Annotated in this window: 19 protein-coding genes; 11 read left to right on the top strand and 8 right to left on the bottom strand. The window is 67.5% G+C overall.

What is annotated here, in order from left to right:
- Positions 1-56 precede the first annotated feature (56 nt).
- From HNR09_RS06660 to HNR09_RS15935, 5 genes are all read left to right on the top strand, one after another.
- Positions 57-1,361: a CaiB/BaiF CoA transferase family protein gene (locus HNR09_RS06660; RefSeq protein ID WP_343047467.1), complete on the top strand. Its 1,305-nt coding sequence runs from the start codon at positions 57-59 to the stop codon at positions 1,359-1,361.
- Positions 1,358-1,813, top strand: a complete 456-nt coding sequence (locus HNR09_RS06655; RefSeq protein WP_343047466.1) for an acyl-CoA thioesterase — start codon at positions 1,358-1,360, stop codon at positions 1,811-1,813. Before HNR09_RS06660 ends, HNR09_RS06655 begins: the two co-directional genes overlap by 4 nt.
- A 24-nt stretch (positions 1,814-1,837) precedes the next feature.
- The gene (locus tag HNR09_RS06650) at positions 1,838-3,067 is read left to right on the top strand and encodes an acyl-CoA dehydrogenase family protein (RefSeq protein WP_179541326.1); all 1,230 of its coding nucleotides are present in this window, start codon (positions 1,838-1,840) and stop codon (positions 3,065-3,067) included.
- Between the two features lie 117 nt (positions 3,068-3,184).
- Complete coding sequence (locus HNR09_RS06645; protein ID WP_218881897.1) at positions 3,185-3,430, top strand: hypothetical protein; 246 nt, start codon at positions 3,185-3,187, stop codon at positions 3,428-3,430.
- Between the two features lie 27 nt (positions 3,431-3,457).
- The gene (locus tag HNR09_RS15935) at positions 3,458-4,324 is read left to right on the top strand and encodes an FHA domain-containing protein (RefSeq protein WP_218881896.1); all 867 of its coding nucleotides are present in this window, start codon (positions 3,458-3,460) and stop codon (positions 4,322-4,324) included.
- 43 nt (positions 4,325-4,367) lie between these two features.
- Here HNR09_RS15935 and HNR09_RS06635 read toward each other — a convergent pair whose 3' ends face one another.
- Positions 4,368-4,871 (bottom strand): GNAT family N-acetyltransferase, encoded by a 504-nt coding sequence (locus HNR09_RS06635; protein WP_179541325.1) that lies wholly within the window; start codon positions 4,869-4,871, stop codon positions 4,368-4,370.
- 230 nt (positions 4,872-5,101) lie between these two features.
- Between HNR09_RS06635 and HNR09_RS06630 the strand changes: the two genes are divergently transcribed.
- The 4 genes from HNR09_RS06630 to HNR09_RS16105 all read left to right on the top strand — a co-directional run bounded on the left by HNR09_RS06630 (position 5,102) and on the right by HNR09_RS16105 (position 11,685).
- Positions 5,102-7,111: an ABC transporter substrate-binding protein gene (locus HNR09_RS06630; protein WP_179541324.1), complete on the top strand. Its 2,010-nt coding sequence runs from the start codon at positions 5,102-5,104 to the stop codon at positions 7,109-7,111.
- 54 nt (positions 7,112-7,165) lie between these two features.
- Positions 7,166-8,158, top strand: coding sequence for an ABC transporter permease (locus HNR09_RS06625; RefSeq protein WP_179541323.1), 993 nt, complete (start codon positions 7,166-7,168; stop codon positions 8,156-8,158).
- 66 nt (positions 8,159-8,224) lie between these two features.
- Positions 8,225-9,397, top strand: a complete 1,173-nt coding sequence (locus HNR09_RS06620; protein ID WP_179541322.1) for an ABC transporter permease — start codon at positions 8,225-8,227, stop codon at positions 9,395-9,397.
- 59 nt (positions 9,398-9,456) lie between these two features.
- Entirely contained in the window at positions 9,457-11,685 is a 2,229-nt protein-coding gene (locus HNR09_RS16105) for an ABC transporter ATP-binding protein (protein WP_179541321.1), read from the top strand.
- Between the two features lie 64 nt (positions 11,686-11,749).
- Here the strand turns inward: HNR09_RS16105 and HNR09_RS06610 are convergent, their stop codons facing one another.
- The 7 genes from HNR09_RS06610 to HNR09_RS06580 form a co-directional block, all read right to left on the bottom strand.
- Positions 11,750-12,640, bottom strand: a complete 891-nt coding sequence (locus tag HNR09_RS06610; protein WP_179541320.1) for a metallophosphoesterase — start codon at positions 12,638-12,640, stop codon at positions 11,750-11,752.
- Between the two features lie 140 nt (positions 12,641-12,780).
- The gene (locus tag HNR09_RS06605; RefSeq protein WP_179541319.1) at positions 12,781-13,884 is read right to left on the bottom strand and encodes a LacI family DNA-binding transcriptional regulator; all 1,104 of its coding nucleotides are present in this window, start codon (positions 13,882-13,884) and stop codon (positions 12,781-12,783) included.
- Positions 13,874-14,728 carry a glycerophosphodiester phosphodiesterase family protein gene (locus tag HNR09_RS06600; RefSeq protein WP_179541318.1) on the bottom strand — a complete coding sequence of 285 codons (855 nt, stop codon included), beginning with the start codon at positions 14,726-14,728 and terminating at the stop codon, positions 13,874-13,876. The genes HNR09_RS06605 and HNR09_RS06600 overlap by 11 nt, the downstream gene beginning before the upstream one ends.
- Positions 14,725-16,500, bottom strand: a complete 1,776-nt coding sequence (locus HNR09_RS06595) for an ABC transporter permease (protein ID WP_179541317.1) — start codon at positions 16,498-16,500, stop codon at positions 14,725-14,727. The genes HNR09_RS06600 and HNR09_RS06595 overlap by 4 nt, the downstream gene beginning before the upstream one ends.
- Positions 16,497-17,516 (bottom strand): ATP-binding cassette domain-containing protein, encoded by a 1,020-nt coding sequence (locus HNR09_RS06590; RefSeq protein WP_179541316.1) that lies wholly within the window; start codon positions 17,514-17,516, stop codon positions 16,497-16,499. Before HNR09_RS06590 ends, HNR09_RS06595 begins: the two co-directional genes overlap by 4 nt.
- Entirely contained in the window at positions 17,513-18,598 is a 1,086-nt protein-coding gene (locus HNR09_RS06585) for an extracellular solute-binding protein (protein ID WP_179541315.1), read from the bottom strand. The genes HNR09_RS06590 and HNR09_RS06585 overlap by 4 nt, the downstream gene beginning before the upstream one ends.
- A gap of 293 nt (positions 18,599-18,891) precedes the next feature.
- Positions 18,892-20,310 (bottom strand): galactokinase, encoded by a 1,419-nt coding sequence (locus HNR09_RS06580; RefSeq protein ID WP_179541314.1) that lies wholly within the window; start codon positions 20,308-20,310, stop codon positions 18,892-18,894.
- A gap of 235 nt (positions 20,311-20,545) precedes the next feature.
- Between HNR09_RS06580 and HNR09_RS06575 the strand changes: the two genes are divergently transcribed.
- Positions 20,546-20,968 (top strand): organic hydroperoxide resistance protein, encoded by a 423-nt coding sequence (locus HNR09_RS06575; protein WP_179541313.1) that lies wholly within the window; start codon positions 20,546-20,548, stop codon positions 20,966-20,968.
- A gap of 263 nt (positions 20,969-21,231) precedes the next feature.
- The gene (manD, locus tag HNR09_RS06570; protein WP_179541312.1) at positions 21,232-22,470 is read left to right on the top strand and encodes a D-mannonate dehydratase ManD; all 1,239 of its coding nucleotides are present in this window, start codon (positions 21,232-21,234) and stop codon (positions 22,468-22,470) included.
- Positions 22,471-22,475 lie beyond the last annotated feature (5 nt).

The following is a 22,475-nucleotide window of genomic DNA, read 5'->3' as shown; positions in this document are numbered from 1 at the left end:
ATAATCGGCGTGATTGTGTGGTGCAAAACACAGAACTCCGAGGACTGGGAGACGCGATGACACTCTCTGCTGAAGACATCGAGGCGGGCGCACACGACTCGGGTCAGCATGATCCGCGCCAGCCGGAGCCGTCGAGCTGGCCGATGTCACAGTCCACGCCGACAGGGCCGCTCGCGGGTGTCGTCATCGCCGACTTCTCCCGAGTGCTGGCCGGGCCGTACTGCACCATGCTGCTGGCCGACATGGGTGCGACCGTCATCAAGGTGGAGGGTCCCGGCGGGGATGACACCCGGCAGTGGATCCCGCCGCACCGCGACGGCGTCAGCACCTACTACCTGGCCGTGAACCGGAACAAGCACTCCCTCGTCCTGGACCTCAAGGACGCCGAGGATCTGCGCACCGCCCAGGAGCTCCTCTCCGCCGCAGACGTGTTCGTGGAGAACTTCAAGCCCGGCGGCCTGGAGAAGTTCGGCCTCGACGCCGAGACCGTGGCCCGGCGCTGGCCCGAGCTGGTCCACGTGAGCATCACTGGCTTCGGCACGGAGGGCGGACGGACGATGCCCGGCTACGACCTCCTCGCCCAGGGGGTCTCCGGATTCATGTCTGTCACCGGAGATCCCGAGGGCAGCCCTCAGCGTGCCGGAGTGGCGATGTTCGACGTCATCACCGGGCTCCATGCCGCGGTGGGCATCCTCGGGGCGCTCCGGGAGCGGGAGGTGTCAGGGGTGGGTCAGCATCTCGCGCTCGACCTGCTGTCATCGGCGCTCTCCGGTCTGGTCAACCAGACCACCGGCTATGCCGCCTGCGGAAACGTGCCTCGCAGGCTCGGAAACGACCATCCCAGCCTCTACCCCTACGGGCCGTTCCCCGCGAAGGACCGTGAACTGATCGTCTGCATCGGCAACGACCGACAGTTCTCCCGGTTGGTCTCCCGACTGGGGCTCCCTGAGCTCGCAGCCGACCCCCGATTCGCGACGATGGAGGCCCGGAACCGCCACCGGGACGAGCTGCGTCCCCAGCTCGTCGAGGCGCTCGCCGAGGGGACCGCCCAGGAGTGGTTCGATGCTCTCCAAGCAGAGGGTGTGCCGTGCTCGCCGATCCTCGGCATCGACGAAGGTGTCGAATTCGCGGCCTCCCTGGGCCTGGAGCCCGTGGTCGAGACCGGACGCGGCGACGCGGCGGTGCCCACGATCAAGCACCCGGTGAGCTACAGCCGGACCCCTGCGAGCTACCCCAAGCAGCCTCCCACGCTGGGGGAGGACCAGGAGTCGGTCCTGGCCTGGCTGGCCGAACGGCGGGGGCAACACGGGCATGCTCCGGAGAACCCCGGGCTTCCTGGGAAGCCTGCGGGAGAGTCGTGACGCGACCTGGCAGAGCGTTCGTCTGCCCGATGCCGCTGCGGTGGTCGGACCAGGACCTCAACGCCCACGTGAACAATGCAAAGGTCGTCACCCTGTTCGAGGAGGCGCGGCTCCAGGCCTCGGCCGTGTGGTTCCGCCAGGCGCCTCAGGGTCCTCGCCTGGTGCGGTCCCTGACTGTGGACTACCTGCACCCCCTGCTCTATGGGGAGGCGACGACCGCCCACGTCTGGATCTCGCGGATCGGGCGCACCTCGTTCGTAGTCCACCATGACCTTCTTCAGCGCGGGCAGGCGTGTGCCACGGGCCGCTCCGTGATGGTCCATGTCGACGCCGAGACCGGTCAGCCGACGCCGATCGGCGCCGAGATGCGGGAGGCGCTCGCTGCCGCGCTGATCCCTGACGAGAATTCCGCAGACGACGGCGCCACGCCCCGGACCCCCGCAGCAGGGTGACTGCACACCGAAGGAGCTTCCTCTATGACTGACACCATGACTCAGCGCAGCGCGATCGATGTCCCGGCCGCTCTGGACTTCTTCGATCTCGATCGTGACTTCGCGACCGAGGAGCTCGCCCTCCGCGACAGGGTCCGGGATTTCGGACTGCGGGAGATCGCCCCGGTGATCGACGAGCACTGGGAGCGGGCCGAGTTCCCGGTCTCGGTGCTTCCCGGCCTGGCCGACCTCGGGGTGGTCGGAGGGTTCATCCAGGGCCACGGATGCCCGGGGCTCTCCCGCCGGGCGGCCGGCCTCGTCGCGCGCGAGATGGGACGCATCGACGGCTCGGTGAACACCTTCCTCGGCGTCCATTCCTCCTTGGGCATGGGCAGCATCTACATGCTCGGCAACCAGGAGCAGCACGACCGGTGGCTGCCCTCGATGGCGCGGCTGGAACGTACCGGGGCGTTCGCCCTCACCGAGCCCGCGCACGGCTCGGACTCCGTGTCCCTGGAGACCCGTGCTCGGCGTGAGGGGGATGGCTGGCTGTTGAACGGACATAAGCGCTGGATCGGCAACGGGCACGCCGCCGACGTCGTGGTGGTCTACGCCAGGGATGAGGAGGATGGTCAGGTCAAGGCCTTCGTGGTCGAGCGGCAGGAGGACGGCAGCTGGCCCTCCGGCTATCGGCCGGAGGTCATCACGGGCAAGATCGGCAAGCGTGCCATCAACCAGGCCGACATCGTCATCGAGGATCTGCGCGTCCCGGCGGAGAACCGCCTGGAGCACTGTGAGGACTTCTCGGGGGTGAACCGGGTGCTCGCCGCGACGCGCGGCGGCGCCTCCTGGGAGGCTCTCGGACACGGGATGGCGGCCTTCGAGATCGCTGCCCGCTACGCCCAGGAGCGGGAGCAGTTCGGGGCGCCGATCGGGGGATACCAGCTGGTCCAGGAGAAGCTGGCCACCATGCTCTCCGACTTGGTCTCCATGCAGCTGATGTGCCTGCGCATGGCCGACCTGGCGGAGGGCGGCCGGCTGACCGGCCCGCAGGCCTCGCTGGTGAAGATGACGACGTCGCGCAAGGCGTTGAGCATGTGCCGGACGGCCCGCGACATCCTCGCGGGCAACGGGCTCCTGCTCGAGAATCAGATCGCCCGGCACCTGACCGACATGGAGGTGGTCTCCACCTATGAGGGGACCGACTCCATGCAGGCGCTGATCGTCGGACGCGAGATCACTGGGCTCTCCGCCTTCACGCGCTCCCGGCGATGAGCGACGTCAGGGTATTCCCATGTCATCACGGGTTGAGTATTGTCTGGACTACAGAACCGGTCATCCGAATCTCATTCCGGGCCGACGGAGCCGTTCTTGACCAGCGAGGAGAATTCCATGGCAGACCCCACGACGTCACAGGAGCCGAACCCGCAGGGCAACGAACCGCATGAGATCGGCAACTGGGCAGATCTGGGCCAGGAGATGTGGGCCTATCTGACCGGACGCGGTGCCGCGGTGAACTATGAGCTCGTGGACATGACGGTCGAGGTGCCCCGGGACATCGGCCCGGACGCCCCGCGTGCCATCTGGAAGTTCAACGGGACTCTGCGCGTCACCACCAGTGATGACGAGAACCGCTGAGCCGGCCGCACCGGGACAGGTGATGTGATGCATCTCGACATAGACATCAGCTTCAGCTGCCGCGAGGTCGATCAGGACGGCGTCGAAAGCAGCTCGCTCAGCGGCACGGTGACTGCCGACGGCACCCACGTGCAGGTCCACACCGATGCACCCGGACTGCTGGAGAAGCCGACCCCCGGGGCGGTGCGGATGCTGAAGGCCTTCGCCGACGAGCTGGCCGAGATGGGTGTCTCGGCCACCATCTCCGGCCCGGACGGTGAGCTCCTGAGCATCGGGGACGTCGATGCTCCCGTGCTGCAGCGCGTGGTGACCAGATCCAGGCACATCCGCCTGGGTTCCCTGACCGCCGCGGCGAAGAGCATGCTCTCCAGTCCGCCGGCCGGCAGCGCATCGCCGGCGATGCTGCCCCCGGCGACCCCCTGGCCGCCGGTCCCGACGTTCAGCCGGAGGATCCGGCGACGCGTGACCACCACCCACAGCGCCCCCGGTTCCGGCCGTCCCCGGCTCGTGATGGTCAAGGACGACGGTTCCGGCCCCGGCCCTCTGATGGAGTTCAACCTCGTCGGTGACAGGACCGTCATCGGCAGCGACGAGACCTGTGACCTGCGGCTGGCCGGGCTTGAGCCCTTCCATGCCGAAGTCATCCATGATGAGTTCGACGAGTACCTGCTCTCGCGTCGTGGCGCCGCCGGCGGCAGTGTGAGCGGGTCCCACGGAGCTCCGGTGACTCTTCGCACGGGGTCGAGGATCGACATGGGCCCCTGGCGTCTGGTGTACATCCGGGCGGAGTTCGCTGATCACGGGCGTCCGTTCGGTGGACGTCAGGGTGGCGAGCTCGCCTATCAGAGGCCTCAGTACAACCCCTACACGCATCGGGTCGAGAACAGGAACTGAGCTCGGTCCGCATGTGCCTCGGCCGCTGACGTGCACGGCACGCTCAGCGGCCGAGGTGTGTGACCAGCAGTTCGTCGATCTCCGTGGCAGTGCGAGTGGTGCCGTCGTCGTCAAGGGACGAATACCTGGTGGAGGTGCGCTGGCCGGTGGGCCGATAGCCCAGACGTTCGTAGAGCCGCCGGGCTGAGGGATTGCCCTCCCCCACGTGCAGCTGGAGGACCAGCTCCTCCTCGCCCTCCTGGGAGCCGCGATGCCGCACGGCCGCCTCGGCGGCAGCCAGCAGCGCGGTGCCGATGCCCTGCATGCGCCGTGCTTCGACGACGTGCAGGTTCCGCACCTCGGGCGGCCAGGTCCAGCACAGCTCCAGCGAGCCCACCAGGGTCTCGCCGTCGAGCGCGACGAGCCCGGTGCCGATTCCGTTGGTTCTCTGTCGCAGCAGATACGGTCCCATGCTCGGTGCGTCCGGGCGGGCGGCCAGGAACGCGGGGAGGTCGTCTCCGCGGACCTCGCGGACGAGTATCTCGGCGGACGTGTCGGGGACTCCCATATCGGCATGCTGTCACGTTCTGACCAGGACCGCCTCCTCGGCCACCTGGAGTTCGCCTGAGTCTCACCTGTCAATTTCCTGACATTTCCACAGATTCCAACACGCATAAACGTGTGATCCATGTTACATTTGGCGATAAATCGGTCTAATGAGACGTGCATCACACGCATTGCGGGTGTTCCTGGCTTCTCCGCCGAGGTCCATCCCATCCCGTTGGAGAGGAGTCCGGAATGTCCATCACTCACGAATCCCCTGAGGTGCAAGGGGTCTCCCGCCGATCGCTGCTGATCACCGGGGGCGGAGCCGGTCTGCTGACCCTGTCGCTGGCCGCCTGCGGAGCCGACGCCGACACCGGCACCGACGGTGACACCGACTACTCCACTCCTCCCGAAGGTCGCCCCAAGGAAGCCCCGATGCTCACTGAGATGGTCGAGAACGGCGAGCTGCCTCCGTTGGAGGAGAGGCTGCCGATCGAGGCGGACCGGCTCGTCGTCGAGGCGCCGGAGTTCGGCGTCTACGGGGGGATCTATCAGGGGGCGGTGCTGGGTCAGGGAGATGACCCCTGGTTGGAGCGGATGATCGCCTTCGAGCCGATGCTGCGGGTGGACGCCAGCCTGGCCGAGAGCGGACTTCCGGGGACGTTCAAGGACATCGAGATGAACGACGCCGGCGACGAGTACACCATCCACATGCGTGAAGGCATGCGCTGGTCGGACGGTGAGCCCGTGACCTCCGACGACGTCATGTTCGCCCTCGAGGACGTCTACTTCAACGAGGAGCTCAACGCGAACCCGCCCGGCTGGCTCGCCGTGAACAACGAGCCCTGCGTGGCCGAGCGGATCGACGACTACACCGTCAGGCTCACCTACCCCGAGCCGAAGGGCGGCGTCATCGAGGAAGCCTCCCGCTCGGCCACCTGGTGGGCCACCAACTTGCTGTTCTTCCCCAAGCACTACCTCGAGGACTTCCTGCCCCACCTCAACGACGGGGCCGAGGAGCTCGCCGACGAGGCCGGCTTCGGTTCCTGGATCGACCACTGGGAGGACCGCCTCCACTGGTGGAACAACCCGGAGAAGCCCGTCCTCTACGCCTGGGTGATCACCAACCAGCTCAACGAGGGCAACGTGGTGGTCGCCGAGCGCAACCCCTACTACTGGAAGGTCGACAGCGACGGCGCCCAGCTGCCCTTCATCGACCGACTGGAGTTCGAGGTCGTCCAGGAGGAGGAGGTCATGCTGCTCAAGGCGGTCAACGGAGAGCTGGACTTCCACTCCCGGCACTTCAATCAGGACGCCAACCGACCGGTGCTCGCCGAGGCGCGGGAGGAGGGCGGCTTCGACTTCGTGACGGTGGAGTCCACCGCCATGAACCGGATGATCATCGCGCTGAACCTCAACCACAGTGATGAGGAGCTTCGCGAGGTCTTCCAGAACAAGGACTTCCGGATCGGTCTGTCGCATGCGATCGACCGGCAGGAGATCATCGACACCGTCTACCAACGGCAGGGGGAGCCTTGGCAGGCCGCCCCGCACCCCGACTCCGAGTTCTACGACGAGGAGTTCGCCACCCAGTACACCGAATTCGACGTCGACCTGGCCGAGCAGCACCTCGACGACGCCGGCCTCACCGAGCGCGACTCCGACGGCTTCCGCCTCCTCCCCAGCGGCGAGCGGCTGCGGTTCACCATCGACGTCACCACGTTGTTCCCGGAGTGGACCTCCGCCGCAGACATGGTCACCCGGTTCTGGGAGGACGTGGGAGTCGACGCCCGGGTGAACACGCTCGAGCGGACCCTCTTCTACGACCGCAAGACCCCTGAGGCCAACGAGTTCGACGCCAGCATCTGGGCCGGAGACGGCGGGCTGCATGTGGAGATGCTCGAGCCGCGCTGGTACTTCCCGAACGGGAACGAGTCGAACTATGCGGTGCGGTGGGCGGACTGGTACGAGAGCCGCGGCGAGGGGGATTCGGCGGAGGAGCCTCCGGAGGCCACCAAACGTCAGATGGAGCTGGCCCGGGAGATCCCCCTGGAGCCGGATGAGGAGGAGCAGAAAGAGATCTTCCGGGAGATCCTCGAGATCGCCAAGGAGGAGTTCTACGCCATCGGCATCGCGCTGCCGACTGACGGCTACGGCATCGTGAAGAACGATCTGCGCAACGTCGTCGAGAGCTTCCCCGACTCCTGGCTGCACCTCACCCCGGGGCCGGTGGACATCCCGACCTGGTTCTTCGACCGCTGAGCGCCAGGGAGCAGATGTGAGTCGTGATCGAGCGCCCCTCCGGAGGTGTCAGCCATGCTGAGGTACCTCACCCGTCGGATCCTCATCCTCATCCCCACACTGTGGCTGATCTCGGTGATCTGCTTCGTGGTGATCCAGCTGCCGCCCGGCGACTACCTCACCACTGTGCAGGCCCAGCTCGCCGAGCAGGGCGACGGCTCCCTCGCAGCCCGGGAGATGGACCGCCTGCGAGCCCGCTACGGCCTGGACGAGTCGGTCTGGGTCCAGTATTGGATGTGGATCTCCAGCATCGTCTTCCAGGGGGACTTCGGGGAGTCCTTCGACTATGGCCGGCCAGTGGCCGACCTGCTGGCCGAGCGCCTGCCGCTGACGCTGCTGCTGTCGGTGCTGACGCTGCTGTTCATCTGGGCGGTGTCCTTCCCCATCGGCGTCTACTCCGCCATGAAGCAGTACTCCGTGGGGGACTACACGTTCACCTTCCTCGGGTACCTGGGATTGGCGATCCCCAACTTCCTGATCGCTCTGGTGCTGATGTGGGTCTCTCTGACCGTCTTCGGACAGAGCGTCGGCGGGCTGTTCTCGCCGGAGTATCGAGACGCCCCGTGGAGCTTCGGGCGGGCCATGGACCTGCTGGCCCATCTGTGGATCCCGATCGTCATCTGGGGCACGGCCGGCACGGCGGGAAACATCCGCATCCTGCGCGCCAACCTGCTCGACGAACTGCGCAAGCCCTATGTGGTGGCCGCACGAGCCCGCGGACTGCCGCGACGCTGGCTGACCATCAAGTACCCCGTGCGGGTGGCGATGAACCCCTTCTTCTCCACGATCGGGTGGATCCTGCCCGGGCTCATCGCGGCCGACGCGATCACCTCCCAGGTGCTCAACCTCAACACCACCGGCCCGATGATGCTGCGGGCCCTGATGGCCCAGGACATGTACCTGGCCGGCTCGGTGCTGCTCATCTCCGCCGTCCTGGTGGTCATCGGGACGTTGATCTCCGACCTCGCACTGGCCTGGCTGGATCCCCGCGTCCGGCTCAGGTACTGATCAGGAGGCCGTCATGCTGCCACAGACCACACCGCTGAACCCCTCCGACCAGGAAGCGAGGACGCGATGACCCAGCCGTTCTCACCCGGCGGGGAGAGCAAGCTCCCCGCACCCGCCACGACGGCGCCCGAGACGGACCGGCCCGACACCGACACTCCCGACGTCGCTCTGGCCTCGCAGTGGAAGCTCATCTGGTGGGGGTTCAAGCGCCACAAGCTGGCGATGTTCTGCGGCGGCATCACGCTGCTGATCTACCTGGTGGCGGTCTTCGCCCCTTTCCTGGCTCCCTACTCCGGGACCTACCACAACTCCGACTACACCTACGCGCCGCCGCAGACCGTCCAGCTCTTCGACGAGGGGTCCTTCAGTCCGCATGTGCACGGGTACAGCCTGGAGCAGGACCCGGACACTCTGGCCCTGACCTTCGAGCTCGACGAGGAGCAGCACGTCCCGATCGGAATGTTCGTCCAGGGTGAGGAGTATGAGCTGTTCGGGTTCATCCCCTGGGACCGGCACCTGATCGGCCCGGTGGACGCCGACGGGCCACCGATGTACCTCATGGGAGCGGACGCCAACGGCCGAGACGTGCTCTCCCGCATCATCCACGGCACCACGATCTCGATGTCCATCGGCCTGGTCGGGGTGCTGCTGTCCCTGGGTCTCGGCGTGGTGCTGGGAGGCATCTCCGGCTACTTCGGCGGACGCATTGACAACGCGATCCAGCGGCTGATCGAACTGATCATGTCCATCCCCACGATCCCGCTGTGGATGGCGCTCTTCGCCGCTGTGCCGGACTCTTGGTCACCGGTCCAACGGTATTTCGCCCTGACGGTGGTGATCTCCCTGGTGGGCTGGGTGGGCATGGCCCGAGAAGTGCGCGGGAAGTTCTTCGCAGTGCGCAACGAGGACTACGTCACCGCGGCGATCGCCGACGGGGCCGGCGGCGGGCGGGTGATGTTCCGACATATGCTGCCGTCCTTCACCAGCCACATCATCGCCAACCTGTCCCTGTCGATCCCGACGATCATCCTGGCGGAGACGGCGCTGTCCTTCATCGGACTGGGGCTGCAGCCGCCGACCGTGTCCTGGGGCGTGCTGCTGCAGGAGGCGCAGAACATCCGCGCGGTCTCCACGGCCCCGTGGATCCTGATCCCCGGGATCCCGGTGGTGGTGACCGTGCTGGCGATGAACTTCTTCGGTGACGGTCTCCGTGACGCCGCTGACCCGTACAAGAACTGACGTCTCTCGCCGTCGGGCCCTCGGCCCGGGGCGGCGGGAGCGACCAGGAGGCACAGACCATGAGTCAGACCATCGCCCCAGCTGATCAGCGTGACCTCGAGGAGGAGGGGCCGCATCACGGTGACCTCCCGCTGCTCGAGATCAGCGGGCTGCGCACCCAGTTCGAGACCCCGGACGGCACGGTCAAGGCTGTGGACGGCGTCGACCTGGAGGTCCACCCCGGACGCACTCTGTGCGTGGTGGGCGAGTCGGGCTGCGGCAAGTCGATGACGGCACGGTCGGTGATGCAGCTGATCGACCCGCCGGGCCGGATCGTCGAAGGGGAGATGCATTGGCGCCCCCAGGGTGCGGAGGCGGTGGACCTCGCCGCGCTCGACCCTGACGGGGAGCCGATCCGGCAGGTGCGCGGCGGGCAGATCGGCATGATCTTCCAGGAGCCGATGTCCTCGCTGTCCCCGATGTACACCGTCGGGGCGCACCTGATCGAGGCGATCAGGCTGCACCGGGAGGTCCCCAAGGATGAGGCGCGGAAGATGGCCTTGGAGCTGCTGCGTCGGGTGGGCATCCCGCAGCCCGAGCAGCGGATGGACGTCTACCCGTTCCAGCTCTCCGGCGGGATGTGTCAGCGGGTGATGGTCGCCATCGCGCTGTCCTGCGACCCGGCCCTGCTCATCGCCGATGAGCCCACCACCGCCCTGGACGTCACCACCCAGGCCCGCATCCTCGACCTGCTGAAGGATGTGCAGGCGGAGAACCAGATGGCGATGATGTTCATCACCCATGATCTCGGGGTGGTGGCGGAGATGGCCGACGACGTCGTCGTCATGTACCTGGGCCAGGTGGTGGAGCGCGGCACGGTGGAGCAGATCTTCTCCGCCCCGCGGCACCCCTACACCCGGGCGCTGCTGGACTCGATACCGAAGCTGCGCGACGGCGGGGAGCGCCCGCGGCTGCGGACCGTGCGTGGCATGGTGCCGCACCCGCAGAACATGCCTTCCGGGTGTCGGTTCCGGACGCGTTGCGACTTCGCGATGCCCGGGGTCTGCGACGTCGACATGCCGGACTCCAGCGTTGTGGGGGAAGGCCAGGAGGTGCGCTGCCACCTCTACAGCCACGCCGACGGCCCGGGAGGGATCCCTGACGCCGTGGAGGAGGCACCGTCCGCCGCCGACGTCTCGGCAGACGCAGTGGCGCGGTCCGGCGTCCGCACGCGGGTGCCGGTGGAGATCCAGTCCCGGCCGGGCGAGGACGTCGGGACGGGAGCCGCGACGGGCCCGCTGCTGCAGGTCCGGGGTCTCACCAAGCACTTCCCGATCGGCGGAGGGATGTTCCGCCGAGCGACTGGGGAGGTCCGTGCAGTGGACGGCGTCGACCTGGACATCCCTGCGGGGCAGACCCTGGGGCTGGTGGGGGAGTCCGGCTGCGGCAAGACCACGCTGGGCCGCTGCATCGCGCGGCTGGCGGACCCCACCGACGGGCAGATCCTCTTCCGGGAGGTGGACGGCAGCCAGACCGATCTGGCGCAGATCACGGGCAAGCGGCTGCGGAAGTATCGCACCCAGATCCGCACCATCTTCCAGGACCCGTTCTCCTCGCTGAACCCCCGGATGACGGTGAAGCAGATCGTCGGGGAGCCGCTGCTGGTGAACGGTCTCGCCTCAGGCAGCACGCTGGAGGACCGGGTCGCTGAGATGCTGAAGAAGGTGGGGATCCGCCCGGAATACATGCCCCGGTACCCCCACGCGTTCTCCGGCGGCCAGCGGCAGCGGCTGAACATCGCCCGGGCGCTGATCACGGACCCCCGGCTGGTCATCGCCGATGAGCCCGTCTCCGCCCTGGACGTCTCCGTCCGGGCGCAGATCCTCAACCTCTTGGTGGACCTGCAGGAGGAGCTGGGTCTGACTTACCTGTTCGTCTCGCACGACCTCTCGGTGGTGGAGCATGTGGCCGACCAGGTCAACGTCATGTACCTGGGACGCATCGCCGAGGAGGCGGAGACTGCGGAGCTCTACCGTGAGCCGAAGCATCCCTACACCCAGACCCTGCTGCACTCGGTGCCCGTCCCGGACCCCACCTTCGTCCGGCGGACGACAGAGCGTGCCACCAGCGACGAGGTGCCGTATCCGAAGGACGCCCCCGACGGGTGCCTGTTCGTCACCCGGTGCCCGCATGCCCAGGCCGAGCCCTGCACCTCCCAGCGTCCGGAGCTGGGAGAGCCCGACGGCGGCCGCCGCGCCGCCTGCCACTTCAGCGAGTCTCTCGACCTGACTGGGATCGCGCGGGACTGATCCTGCGAGTCGGCCGGCCTCCCCCCGAGATGCGAGGGAGCCCCGTCTTCGTGCGCGGTCCTGCTCACCGGGCCCGGGACGGGATATAGACCTCATCCTCCGCCAACAGCCGGGCGGTGCCTGCTGCGTCGACGTCGCGACCCACCGTGACCCCACCGGCCATGGGCACCACGGTATGCATGATCGTGTGGTCATACACATGGACGAGGTTCAGTCCCTGGGCGGCGTCACGAGCGCGAGTGCCGCGGCGGGGCGTGAAGAGGTCCTGGGTGCACGACGTCGCCCCGGCCACAGACACCGGGATCCCGGCGAACGTCGCGGTGGTCGAATAGTGCAGGTGACCGGCCAGGATCGCTCGAAGGTCGGTGCCCCGCACGACCTCGGCCAACAGCTGCTGCTCGCGCAGCTCCACTGTGACGGCGAGGTCCTGCACACACGGCAGCGGCGGGTGATGCATGGCGAGGATGCTTCCCTCGGGCGCCGGCTCACGCAGGACCTCTGCGAGCCACACCAGCTGCTCCTCGCTGAGCTCCCCGTGATGCTTCCCCGGGACGGTGGAATCGAGAATGATCAGGCGCAGCCCCCCGATCATCACCGTGGTGTCATACGGCGCGTCGCTGGCCGGTGCGTCGAGCAGCTCTCGCCGAACGGTCTCCCGGTGATCGTGGTTTCCCATGACCCACGCGATCTCGGTTCCCATCTGCTCGGCTGCCGGAGTGAGAACCGATCTCAACTCCCGGTAGGCGGAAGCTTCACCGCGATCCGCCAAGTCTCCGGTGATGATCAGCGCTGCGGGCCTGATCTCCGCGGCGACGAGCGAGGTCAGGATCTCCTTCAGTCGGTCGCGCGGATGACCGGTGCCGGAGAGCAGCTCCCCAGGGGTGACGAAGTGGGTGTCCGAGAGATGGACCAAGGTGTGGTGCGGGTGCGGGTACTCGGCGGCGCGAAGTGACATGGTGAGACCTTTCACAGGAGGCGTTGAGAGGGAGACGGGATTGTTCAGCGGTGTTCGGCAGACAGGGGCGGTGGACAGGAGCGGTGGACAAGGGCGGTGGACAGGGGCGGTGGACAGGGGAGGAGTGGTTCCCGCAGCGCTCACCTGCTCAGGGGAGCGGCCACGGTGCGGCCGGGGATCAGCGCGCCGGGGATCAGTTCGTGGACCTTCTCGGTGGCGTACAGGCTGCGCATGTCCTGTGCGCCACTGGTGTCTCGGGCGTCAAGGGCACGTCGTGGTTCGATTCCAGCGGACCACCCGCCTGCTTCCAGAAGGCGGGACAGGTTCGCGATGACGCGTTCGGCCAGCACCTCCACCCCGATTCGGTAGCTGGTGAGTCCCATGACGTCGAGTCCGGGCATGATGCCGTCGCACCCGGTGACCGAGGCGTCCTCAGGCACGCTGAACCCGGCGTCGTCCAGGACCCTGATCACCTCCAGCTGGCGGATGTCGGAAGGGCACATCACCGCGCTGACGTCACGGTCGCCCACCAGCTGCACCGTGCGGGTGAGTCCCCGCTCCAGTCGATCCACGGGGATGACAGTGACCGTCGCCCCGTGCGCACGCAGGAACTCCGTCATCGACGTCGCCCGCACGTGCTCGGGGTAGGAGATCTCCTCGGGTGGGGTGAGGACCGCGACCTGACGGTGACCATGGACGAGGACATGGTCCGTGAGCGCGCGAGCCGCGAGCCGCTCATCGTAGGAGACCGCGTGCACCTGACCGGTGGGTTCAGGCCTGCCGGCCCGGATGATCGGTATCTGGGCGTGAAAGGGGCGGAGCTCTTCGCTGGCCACCCCGCCGGTGGCGACGATCAGCCCGGAGACCTTCAGCCCCATCATCCAGTGCAGGGTGGAGATCTCTTCGGCCGCACGGTCCCCCGGCCCGGGTCGGATGGTGGAGGAGAGGACGCGAAGCCCTGCGGCACGGGCCTCCTCATGCAGCCTGGTGAACATCAGCCCGTAGGCGGGGTTGGAGGCGTCTCGCAGCAGCAGCCCCACGGTCGAGGAGGTGTGGTTCGCGAGTTCGGCGGCGAGCACATTGGGAACGTAGCCCAGGCGTGCGGCGGCGGCCCGCACCTTCTGCTGAGTGGCCTCAGACACTCGGTCGCGGCCGAGGAGTGCGCGCGAGACGGTCGACTTCGACACGCCTGCCACTCGGGCCACGTCTTCCACCGTGGGGGATCCCCAGAGTTCAGTCGGCATGATCGGCCCTCCACGCTCGGTAGTCCCGGAGCACCCATGGCCAGTCTGTCTGGATGATGTCCACCCCCAGGTCGAAAAGAGGCCCCCAGGCTGTGTGCGGTGAGATGAGCACAGCACTCTCATCATCATGGCCGGCGAAGAGCGGCACGCCGTCACGGAGAACCTCGGAGTTGATCATGACCAGCAAGGGGTCGTCCGTGGGGCGCAGCGCCTTGAGCTCGGAGACGGCTTCTCGGTCCAGTGCCGGGTGGTCCGGGGTTCTTGCCAGCAGCTCCACGCCCACTGTGTTCAGCCGCGGATCGGCCACCATGGCGTGGGCCTGGTCCAGACTCTCGCAGATGGGGATGAACGGGAGCTGCGGCCCCTGGCGGCGGAGCGTGTCGACTGAGGAGTCATCCTTCGCCCAGCACTTGAGCGTCAGCTGATGCGCCACCTCCCACTCCTCCAACCACGGCAGGAGCGTGTCCCACCAGCGCCACGACCGGTCGATGTTGAGCACCGCCCTCGGTGGCAGGTGGTGAAGAACATCCGCAAGGGATGCCACCGGGGCGGAGCGGTTCGTCCGATCGGTATGGATGTACCGAAGCTGACGGATCTCTCGGCCGGACAGATCCACGATGTTGAGTTCCTGTCCGAACAGGCGTGATTCCGCGCCGTCGTGGAAGCAGAAGAAGTCACCATCGGTGGACGCGACGATGTCGATCTCCACCATGTCGGCACCCGAGCGCAGCGCCGCATGCACCGCTGCCACTGTGTTCTCGGTGATCGACCCCACCGCAGTGCCGCGGTGAGCCATGATCAGCATCCCCGCGTCAGCGCGCAGCGTCGCCATCGTGTTTCTCATAGGGGCCCTTTGGTGCTGGAGCTGAGCGTCACCGGGGCGGCGGGGACCACCGCTGGTCTGCGCCTCCTCCGCCGGCGGCGGGTGGCCCCGCCATAGGCGAGCCACATCGCCGCCGTGGAGATGATCATCAGCAGCACCGTGTAGACGAACGTGTTGGCTCGGGCGTCGAGATCCGTGGTGGATTCCGCATTGGCGTGGATGACGGGTCCCAGGGGCTGATACAGCGGGTGCGCCAGGAAGATCGCCGTGTCGTAGTCATCGAGCAGCGAGATGAAGTTCAACGCGAAGACGGCCGCAGCGACCGGAAGGACCGCGGGAAGCAGGATCCGGCGGAAGATCGTCCAGGTGCTGGCACCCATCAGCACGGCGGCCTCCTCCAGGGAATGGTTGATGGAGGAAAAGGATGCCTTCAGGAGCCGCAGCGTGAACGGGACCTTGATGACGACGAACGCGATGCCCAGTATCCACACCGTGCCGGTGAGCACGTTGTTGCCGATCAGCGGACTGGGCTGGTCGTAGCTCATGATCAGGCCCAGTGCGATCATCGCACCCGGCAGCAGCCACGGCACGTGCAGCAGATACTCGAAGCCGATGGAGATCCAGTTGCGGTGCCGGACCAGCACCCGCGTCACCAGCAGCAGCCCGACGACGGCGACACCTGCTGCGGCCGCGCTGTAGAGGATGGAGATCAGGAAGGGCTGGAGTGCACGGCGCTGGGTCAGGACCCGCTCATAGTTCGCGAGTGACATGTTCTCGATGGCGAACGAGCTGGTCTGGATGCTGTAGGAGTCCACGAAGGAGTAGAGGATGATCAGCAGGAACGGCGTCAGGTAGAACAGGAAGATCACGTACGCGGCCAGATGCACCACCACATTCGCCGCCCGGCTCTGGATCTTCTGCTTCGCCAGCGGTGTGGCCACCTTCGACAGTGAGAAGTAGGTCCCCCCTGCTTCCATGCGGGTCAGGAACACCAGCATGGCGATCGTCGCCAGACCCAGCACGATGGCGAGCAGCGCGGCCAGGTCACGGGAAGCCGGGGACCCTGCGAAGGAGAGGATCATCGGGGTGATCGTCTGGAAATCCCGGCCACCCAGGACGATCGGAGCCGACAGCGCGCCGAGGCCGGTCAGGAAGCTCAGGATGGTGATCGCGAAGATCATCGGCTTCACGGTGGGCAGCACCACCCGTCGCAGGATGGTCCATTGGCTCGCGCCGAGGTTCTTCGCGGCCTCCACCGTCTGCTGATCGACTTTGGCGATGGCCGAGGAGAGGAACAGCAGGTGGTTCGTCGTCGTCGCGAGGGTCATGACGATCAGGACCGCGAAGAAGCCGGTGAACCAGTCACGATCCAGCTCGGGGTGGAAGCGCAGCAGGATTCCGGTGACTATTCCGTCTCGTCCGTAGACGAACTTGAACCCGGCGGCCAAGACGATGCCGCCGTAGATCAGCGTGGTGGCGTAACCCAGCCACAGCACGCGGGACCCGAAGATCTTGAAGTAGCTGGTGACCAGTACCAGAAAGATGCCCACGACATTGGTGCTGATCGCCAACGCCACGGCCAACGCGACCGAGTTCAGCAGCGACCGCATGGCACGCTCGGAGGACATCAGGCGTTCCACCGCACGTCCGGAGAACGTGCCGTCAGGGAAGAACGTCTCGATGAGCAGGTTCAGGTTGGGCCAGAGCAGCAGCACTACGGTGAACCAGGTCAGCACCACCAGGGTGATGACGGCGAAGGGGGAGCGGAGCATCGTGGACACGGAGGTGGTCATGAGACGCCTGCCGAGGGGTAGGCGAGGACATGCTCAGGATTGACGCCGACCTCGACCTCATCTCCCGGGCCGGCCTTGCCCCCGCCGTCCTCGCGCACCAGGATCTTCAACGCCGTCCCGCGGGCCTCCACCGTGTAGATCGTGTGCGTGCCGTGATAGGCAAGGGACTGCACGACGGCGCTGATCCGGCGGTAGACCGGGAGAAGCGGGGCTCCGGGCGTCTCGAGCAGGGGCTTTTCGAGCCGCAGGAAGCACGAGCTGGTGACCTCGTGCCCCAGGTCGGCAGCGAGCTTGCCGGAGAGCTGAGTGGCCGCGCCGATGAACCGGCAGACGAACTCGTTGGCCGAGTGGTCGTAGATCTCCTCCGGAGTGCCGACCTGTTCGACTCGTCCCGCGTTGAAGACGGCGATCCGGTCCGACATGGTCAGGGCTTCATCCTGATCGTGGGTGACGTAGAGCGTGGTGATCCCGAATTCAGACTGAAGCTCCTTGAGCTGGGCGCGCAGCTGATGGCGCAGCTTCGCATCCAGGTTGGACAGCGGCTCGTCGAGCAGCAGGATCTTCGGGCGCAGCACCAGGGCGCGGGCGATGGCGACGCGCTGCTGCTGCCCGCCAGAGAGCTCGGAAGGGTGCTTCTGAAGCTGCTCGGCGCTCAGATCCACTCGCTCGGCGACCTCGGCCACCAGTTCACGGCGTTCCGCCGCGCTGTGCCTGCGCAGCCTCAGTCCGAAGGCGATGTTCTCCCAGACCGTCATGGAGGGGAAGAGGGCATAGTTCTGAAACACCATGCCCACGCCGCGCTTATCACTGGGCAGCCGACTCACCGGCCTGCCGTCAACGTAGATCTCACCTCGTGAGGGCTGCACGAAGCCGGCCAGCGCGCGCAGGGCCGTCGTCTTTCCGCATCCCGAAGGGCCGAGGAGGGTGAAGAACTCCCCCTCGGCCACGTCGAGGTTCAGTGCGGGAATCGCCGTGAAGTCTCCGAAGCTGACTTCGATGTCTTCGTAGTGGATCACGGCAGGTACTCGAGCTCGATCTTCTCGATCCAGGACGGCAGGTTCTCGCCGACGAAGTCCCAGTCGATGTCCTGCTGCCGGAGATCTTCGTGCAGCTCCACGATCTCCGGGTCCGCCTCGTCGATGGCGCCCTGGACTGCCGGCATGGAGCCGAACTCCTCGGACCATGCGGACTGGGTCTCGGCGCTGCCGAACCAGTCGATGAACTCCTGGGCCCGGGCCTCCTGGTCGGTGCCGTTGACCACGGCGACCTGCTCCACGGCGAAGGGGATGCCCATCTCAGGCTCGACCAGGCCGACTTCGATGCCGTATTCCTCTTCGCGGTTCGCGAGGCTAGAGGTGCCGGGCTGCTGGCCCATATCGACCTCCCCCTCGGCCATGCGCAGCCAGAGGTCCGTTTCGGGAACGGCCGGGTCTCCGTGGTCGAAGTACATCTCGATCTGCTTCCAGCCCTCCGCGGAGACGCCGAGCTCACCGTTGGGGTCCTGGTAGCGGTCCAGGATCCCGGAGATCACCATCTGCGTGGTGGCGCCGCCGAGGTCAGCGACGGTTTCGTAGCGGCCATGCCACTGGGGGTCTTCCCAGAGATCGAGCCAGTCGGTGGGGGCGCTCTCTGGATCGACCGCATCAAGGGCGTAGACCAGCGGGATGCCCTGCTGCACCACGGGCCAGAAGTTCCCGTCCCCGGAAGGATCGCCCAGTTCGGGCGACGCCACGTCCTCGGACCAGGATGGGGTGTACGGGGCGACCACGTCGTTCTCGACGAGCTGGGAGAAGAACACGTGGTTGAGGCCGAAGACGACGTCGGCCACCGGGTTTCCAGCCTCCGCCATCAGCCGGTCGGTCAGGTCACCACCGCCGATGCCCACGATCTCGATGTCCATGCCGTCCTCTTCGGCGCGCTCGGTGAGCCAGTCGCCGCGACCTTCGCCGTCGGAGTTCGTGTACACCACGAGGGTGCCGCCGGCTTCTCCCTCCGCGGCGGCGTCGTCAGTTCCGCACGCACTGAGCGCGAAGAGTCCTGCAAGGGTGGTGGCGACGGCGGGCAAGGCCCGACCGGTGACGCGGGGACGGAGTGTCATCGGAAATTCTCTCCTCAGCAAGAGTGGTGGTGCGAGCACGGTGCAAGTGCGGGAGCGTTCCCGCACCTGCGCCATTCTGCTGAGGCCCCATGAAAGCCAGGTGGCTCGTCCATGAGTCGAGGGTGAACTTTGGAGCACGTGCAGTAGACCCGGGATCGTATGGGACCGGACGCTGCGTCAGGCTGAGACGGCGCTCCCCGGCATCAGTGCGCGGAGGCCCCCAAGATTCCTGCGGACGGGCTGGCTCGATGGAGTGCGGACCAGAGGGCGCAATGTCCCGGCCCGCACCGAGATCACCCCACCGGGCGTGCCGCCGCGGACGGCGCCACGTGCAGGAACCTCGGGGCGGTGAATCCCTGCTCCACGCACATCCGGTGCACAGCCTGTACGACGTCGTCCTCTCGGCTCCTCGGGACCAGCACCAGGACGGAGCCGCCGAATCCGCCGCCGATCAGCCGGGCGCCCAGCGCCCCGGCGGCACGGGCGGACTCCACGATCGCATCCGCCGCGGGAAAGGAGACCTGGGCGTCGTCGCGCATGGAGGCGTGGCCGGCATCCAGGATGTGCCCGACCTGCTGCGCCCCGGCACTGGGTTCCAGCTTCTCGTCGCCCAGGATCCGGTCCAGCTGCTCGGAGCGCAGCATCTCGGTCAGCGCATGGCGCAGCCGCCTCCGACATGCGGAGGTGCGGCGACCCTCGATCGCCTCTGCGCCGCCGGTCAGCGTGTCGAACCGGGCCAGGCCGGCGTCGACGTCACCGGGGTGCGGGCTCTCCGGGAGCACGTCCCGCAGCTGGTCCGCCCCGAGCAGGCGCATCGCCGCCTCGGAGTCGGCGCGCCGGTCGTCGAACTGACCATCGCCCAGCCAGTGCGCCTGCTGGGTGTCGATCGCCAGGAACGTGTGCTCCCCCAGGAGCCGCGAGGTGGGCCGGTGCTCCACAGAGAAGTTCCGGCAGTCCAGGGAGACCAGATGATCGGCTCGTCCGCGCAGGCTCACCGTCTGATCCAGGCCTCCGGTGCCGGCGCCGACCACCTCCACCTCGGCCCGCATGCAGGCCGCCGCAAGACGGGCGCGCAGCGCATCGTCCAGAGCCGCACCCAGTGCCGGGCCTGGATTCTGCTCCCCCAGCGGGGTGGCCAGTGCCACGAACGCCAGCATCGCCGAGCACTCCAGCGCCGCCGAGGAGGACAGTCCGCCGCCGATCGGCAGCGTGGAGGAGATCAGCAGGTCCGCACCGAAGCCCTGACGCACCGCCAGCTCCGGGAGCTCTCCGCCCAGCTGCTGCAGCGCCCACAGGGTTCCGGCCACGTAGTGGGTCCAGCCGGAGGTCACCCCCGGCACGATCGAGTGCACATCCGTGATGGGCGGTGCCTCCCCGGCGCTGCCCTCGCCGGCGTCGGCGCGCACCAGGGCGTCGATCGCCGCGATGCTCACCGTCTGGATCCCGTCGTCGAGCCCGGGGTCCAGGGTCCGCAGCCGCAGCAGGCCGTCCTCCCGGGGGGCGGCGGCCACATAGGTGCCGTGCGCCAGCGCCATCGGCAGGCAGTGGCCCCCGTGGAAGTCCACGTGCTCGCCGTTGAGGTTCGCGCGCCCCGGGGCGAACCAGACGCCGTCGGCCCGCCGCCCGAACTGCTCAGCGAACCGGGCGTGCAACCCCTCGCTGATCTCGCGCTGGTGTCCGGGCTCGAGGCGGGCGACGTCGTCGGAATGCATGGTCCCCTATTCTGCCTGCCGAGAGGCCCCCGCGCGGCATCGGGGCGCACCGCCGTGGCGACATGACGGGGCGACATGACGGGGCGACATGACGGGGCGACATGACGCAGCACCGGGGGAGGGCCGGCTGAACAGATGACAGCTCTGAGCGAATACGCAGCGAAACCCCTGGCCAAGCCCAGGACGATGTGTTGGGCTGAGGGTGGACTGATCGTCGACTGAGAGGACATCACCAATGGAGACCCTGTACACCGCAGAGGCCATCGCTGCCGGAGCTGGACGCAACGGCCACACCCGGACCGACGACGGCCGCATCGACCTCGCCCTGGCCGCACCGCAGGCCATGGGCGGATCGGGTGAAGGAGCCAACCCGGAGCAGCTCTTCGCCGCAGGGTACGCCGCCTGCTTCCACGGTGCCCTGCAGCTGGTCGCCGGCCAGGAGAAGGCCGAGCTGGGCGACTCCTCCGTGGGTGCCAAGGTCGGCATCGGCAAGCTGCCCGAGGGCGGCTTCGGTCTCGGGGTCACCCTCGAGGTCGTCGTGCCCAACCTGCCGCAGGACGAGGCGCAGAAGCTGGCCGACAAGGCCCACGAGGTGTGCCCGTACTCCAACGCCACGCGTGGGAACATCGAGGTCAAGGTCGTCGTCAGCGACGACTGACCGACCCTCTGCACGACGGCGGCCCGCTTCCCCACTCGGGGAGGCGGGCCGCCGTCGTCGTGACACCAGGCCGGTGACTGCTGACGCGCCGGCCTGCCGGACAACGCCCACGGGGTCGGAGGCCCGCCGGGTCTTGCCGCGGTCAGCGTCGAGAAGCCTGTGTCTTCTGTCACGTAGTACCGTGGTGTCACCCAGGCGTGCCCGTAGGTCTGCCGCGCCCACGCCCCAGGACATGCCCCATGACATGAGGAGCGGAACCGACCATGCGCATCGACAAGGCCGAGGTCATCGTCACCAGTCCGGACCGGAACTTCGTGACGTTGAAGCTCACCACCGAGGACGGTCTCACCGGGCTCGGTGACGCTACCCTCAACGGACGCGAGCTCGCCGTGGTCGCCTATCTGAAGGAGCACGTGGTGCCGCTGCTCCTGGGGCGCGATGCCCATCGCATCGAGGACACCTGGCAGTTTCTCTATCGCTCCGCCTATTGGCGGCGCGGACCGGTCACCATGGCGGCGGTCGCCGCAGTGGACATGGCCCTCTGGGACCTCAAGGGCAAAGCGGCCGGGCTTCCCGTCTACCAGCTGCTCGGAGGGGCCTCCCGCCAGGGGCTGCTGGCGTACGGGCATGCCTCTGGCAAGGAGCTGCCCGAGCTGTTCGACTCCGTGCGCGAGCACCTCGACGAGGGATACCGGGCGATCCGGATCCAGACGGGCGTCCCAGGGCTGAAGGCCATCTACGGGATCGCGTCACAGTCCGCCGACGCGGGCGGAGGAGAGGCCCGCTATGACCACGAGCCCGCTCGCCGTGGGGCCCTCCCCGTGCAGGAGGACTGGGACACGCGGGCGTACCTCAGGCACCTCCCCGGAGTGTTCGAGGCGGTGCGGAACGAGTTCGGCCCCGAGATCCCGCTCCTGCACGACGGGCATCACCGCCTGACGCCGATCCAGGCGGCGAAGCTCGGCAAGGAGCTCGAGCCGTACGACCTGTTCTGGCTCGAGGACTGCACGCCCGCCGAGAACCAGGAGTCGCTGCGACTCGTGCGCCAGCACACGACGACGCCGCTCGCCATCGGAGAGGTCTTCAACACGATCTGGGACTTCAAGGACCTCATCCGCGAGCAGCTCATCGACTACATGCGTGGCGCCGTCACGCACATGGGCGGCATCACGCCGCTGAAGAAGACGATGGACTACGCCGCCATGTACCAGGTGAAGTCGGGCTTCCACGGCCCGACCGACATCTCGCCGGTCGGTATGGCCGCCCAGGCGCACGTGGGGCTCGCGATCCACAACTTTGGGATCCAGGAGTACATGCAGCACGGTGCCAAGACGAACGAGGTGTTCCACCAGTCGTACACGTGGGAGAACGGGCTGCTGCACCCGGGCACCAAGCCCGGCCTCGGCGTCGAGCTCGACGTCGACGAGGCGGGCAAGTATCCGTACGAGCAGGCCTACCTGCCGTACAACCGCCTCGCCGACGGCACCATCCACGACTGGTGATCGCC

The sequence above is a fragment of the Nesterenkonia xinjiangensis genome (genome assembly GCF_013410745.1).
Lineage (GTDB): Bacteria > Actinomycetota > Actinomycetes > Actinomycetales > Micrococcaceae > Nesterenkonia > Nesterenkonia xinjiangensis.
This window is presented reverse-complemented; position numbering and strand designations above follow the sequence as displayed.